Source organism: Clostridium sp. UBA1056 (assembly GCA_002316385.1).
In the GTDB taxonomy this organism is placed as follows: domain Bacteria; phylum Bacillota; class Clostridia; order Clostridiales; family Clostridiaceae; genus Clostridium_J.
The window spans coordinates 21,345-24,180 of sequence record DCDL01000023.1 but is presented as its reverse complement, the minus strand read 5'-3'; the positions used below and the strand labels follow the sequence as shown (position 1 = coordinate 24,180).

Genomic DNA, 2,836 nt, shown 5'->3' with positions numbered 1-2,836 from the left:
GTAGATTTTATCTTGAATAAATCCTTTAGTAAATCAATATTCCGAAACGGCTGAGCATTAATAATATAAGTGCTTATTCAATATTTATTTAGATTAGCTTTTTTTGCGAAAGGCCCTTCCAAATTATTTTTTGTTATAGTATTCTCTTTCTTTTACTAAATGGTCTACTAATTCATGAAGAGTCATTTTAATTGAATTTGGTGTAGTAGATGCAAGTATTGGCTGTGATCCTAAAACTTCTCTAACCTTTTTAACAGCTTGTTGAAGATACACACCTAAAAAACCATTAAATATAATAACTTTTTCTTCAGGTAATTTAGTATCACTATCTGTTAACTTCTCTTCCTTCAATATATTCTCTAAGGTATATCCACCCATATTTTCATTTATTAATAAACATGGTTTTACGCATATATCTTTAAATTTTAGATTTAATTTTTCAACCTCTTCATCATTAAGACCATAAGCTATAATTAATCTTTCTTTAAGTATATTCATATTACATACCTTCCATTATAATTTTTCTGGTTCCCCGTAGTTTACGTCAAAAGTTTCTACAGTTACAGATTTTATAATTTGATCTTCATATGGTCTATCTCTTCTGTCTGTTTGAGTGCTTACTATTTCATCAGCTACTTCTTGACCTTCTATTAATTTACCAAAAGCAGCATAACTTCCATCTAGGTGTGGAGCATCTGCAACCATTATAAAGAATTGAGAGCCAGCTGAATCTGGGTGCTGAGCTCTAGCCATAGATAAAACACCTTTTGTATGTTTTAAATCATTTTTAAAGCCATTCCCACTAAATTCTCCTTTAATTGAATATCCTGGGCCACCCATTCCTGATTTTTCTGGACAACCGCCTTGAATCATAAAACCTGGAATTACTCTATGAAAAATTAGCTCATCATAAAATCCTTTATATGCTAAGTCTATAAAATTCTTTACTGTATTTAGAGCTATTTCAGGATATAGTTCCGCTTTCATTATCTTTCCATTTTCCATTTCAAAAGTTACTATTGGATTCATATATATTCCTCTTTTCTTTCTTTATATTATTATTCTTTAATTATGTCTATGTAATTTAATACTTAATAATAAATATGCACTTAATTGTTTAGAGCATTTTAAAAAGTTATAAAGTAAACTATTTAAATATTTAACATTTTAAAATGTTAAAATTTAAAAATGTTGCTCTATCTATCGGAGTTTTATAACATTTATTCTCCACATTTTAGGCAAATATGGAGTGTTCTTAATGTTATCTGTAATGCTTTTACCTAATATCACAGGTTATGTTAACTGTTTTTATTAATACCAAGCAAATCGTATGATAATTCTATTAAATTTTCGTCTTCTTTAGAGTTTAGTATTTTAACAATACCTTGCTCATTACTAGTATTTAATAGTCCTTTTTGCTCTAGTTTGCGCTTTAATTGCTTTACTGTTCCTAAACTACCATCTATAATAGCAACATCCTCATTGATAACATTCACTAATGCTTCTTTTATAAATGGATAATGAGTGCACCCAAGTACCACAGAAGATACTTTCTCTTTTGGAATATTCTTAAACCTATCTCTTAAATATTCCTCTACAATTTCACCCTTAGTATTTCCACTTTCTATAATTTCCACTAGACCATCACAAGGCATTGGAATTATGTCAGAAGCCTTATTATATTTTTCTCTCAATTTACTAAATTTATTCTCAGCTAAAGTCATTGGTGTAGCCATTATTACTATAATTCCATTACCGTAATTCTCTACCGCTGGCTTTAAAGCTGGTTCCATTCCAATTATTGGTATTTGCTTATAAGCCTTTCTCAATTCATCAATGGCAATACTTGTAGCAGTATTACATGCTACCACTATAGCTTTTACATTCATAGATATAAGTTTATCTACCATATTAAAGGTTAACTTTCTAGCTTCCTCTGGAGTTTTCACTCCATAGGGTGCATTTAAAGAATCTCCTATATATATATAATTTTCCTTAGGTAGTAGTTTTATTGCTTCCTTTAGGACGCTAATACCCCCAACCCCTGTGTCAAAAAATCCTATACTTAAATTATTGTCCATACTTCATTACACCCCGCTACATAGTTTTATATAATTATTTATATCTTCTATATTATAATACTACAGCTAAACTCTTATTAAAAGTGGTAGACATGCATTAAATTAAAATACATAAAAAGTGATGGCTGTAATAGTTATACTCAGCTATCACTTTTATTATCTGACTCTTATTATTTTATGCAGATAACAATTCTTTAATCTTTTCTTTAATGTATTCTATTATTTTCATATCACCAATGGTTGCACTTCCATTCATTACATCTATCTTTATTCTAAAGAAATTTATAACTAACTTATTTCCTGAGATTATATATTCATCAGAATGTAATGGAGAAAAAATAACTTCTACTTCATCATAATTATGTTTATTCTCTACATCTTGAAGTTCACTTGCTAGTGAATCTAGATTTAACACCTTAAGAGGAGCTGCCATTGCATGAGTAAACTCTAGGTCCTCCATCATCCACATATTGTTGTTCCAGAACTTCTTTTCTTTTTTAGTTCCATCAAAGGGTTCTCTATTTTTTATAGCACTCAAAGCACGTCTTACAGATTCTCCATTAAATTCATCATCATAGGCAACAGTTAACCCAGGCATTTCTGCCACATCATAGAAAAACGATTCTGCAATGTTATCCTTTTCAGATGCTGCCTGCCAATAATAAAGCATTGCTTCTACTGCCTCTAAATTTAATCTTACTCTACTTAACATAAAATCTCTCCCTCTCATAATTAGATTAGGCATCTGAAAATAA

4 protein-coding genes are annotated in these 2,836 nt (G+C 29.7%); all 4 read right to left on the bottom strand.

Going from position 1 to position 2,836, the window contains the following annotated elements; genetic code table 11:
- Nucleotides 1–123: 123 nt before the first annotated feature.
- The gene (locus tag B3W71_RS06540; protein ID WP_346888137.1) at nucleotides 124–498 is read right to left on the bottom strand and encodes a DUF3783 domain-containing protein; all 375 of its coding nucleotides are present in this window, start codon (nucleotides 496–498) and stop codon (nucleotides 124–126) included.
- Nucleotides 499–513: 15 nt separating this feature from the next.
- A complete protein-coding gene (locus B3W71_RS06535; protein WP_346888136.1) occupies nucleotides 514–1,029 on the bottom strand; it encodes a peptidylprolyl isomerase in 516 nt (171 codons plus the stop codon).
- Nucleotides 1,030–1,298: 269 nt separating this feature from the next.
- Nucleotides 1,299–2,081, bottom strand: a complete 783-nt coding sequence (gene murI, locus B3W71_RS06530) for a glutamate racemase (protein WP_346888135.1) — start codon at nucleotides 2,079–2,081, stop codon at nucleotides 1,299–1,301.
- Nucleotides 2,082–2,256: 175 nt separating this feature from the next.
- The coding region (locus B3W71_RS06525) for a hypothetical protein (protein ID WP_346888134.1) at nucleotides 2,257–2,836 on the bottom strand (580 nt) is incomplete at its 5' end.

Coding starts and splice junctions, on each gene's coding strand:
- B3W71_RS06540 (WP_346888137.1), bottom strand. CDS start 498: ATGAATATACTTAAAGAAAGATTAATTATAGCTTATGGTCTTAATGAT.
- B3W71_RS06535 (WP_346888136.1), bottom strand. CDS start 1,029: ATGAATCCAATAGTAACTTTTGAAATGGAAAATGGAAAGATAATGAAA.
- murI (WP_346888135.1), bottom strand. CDS start 2,081: ATGGACAATAATTTAAGTATAGGATTTTTTGACACAGGGGTTGGGGGT.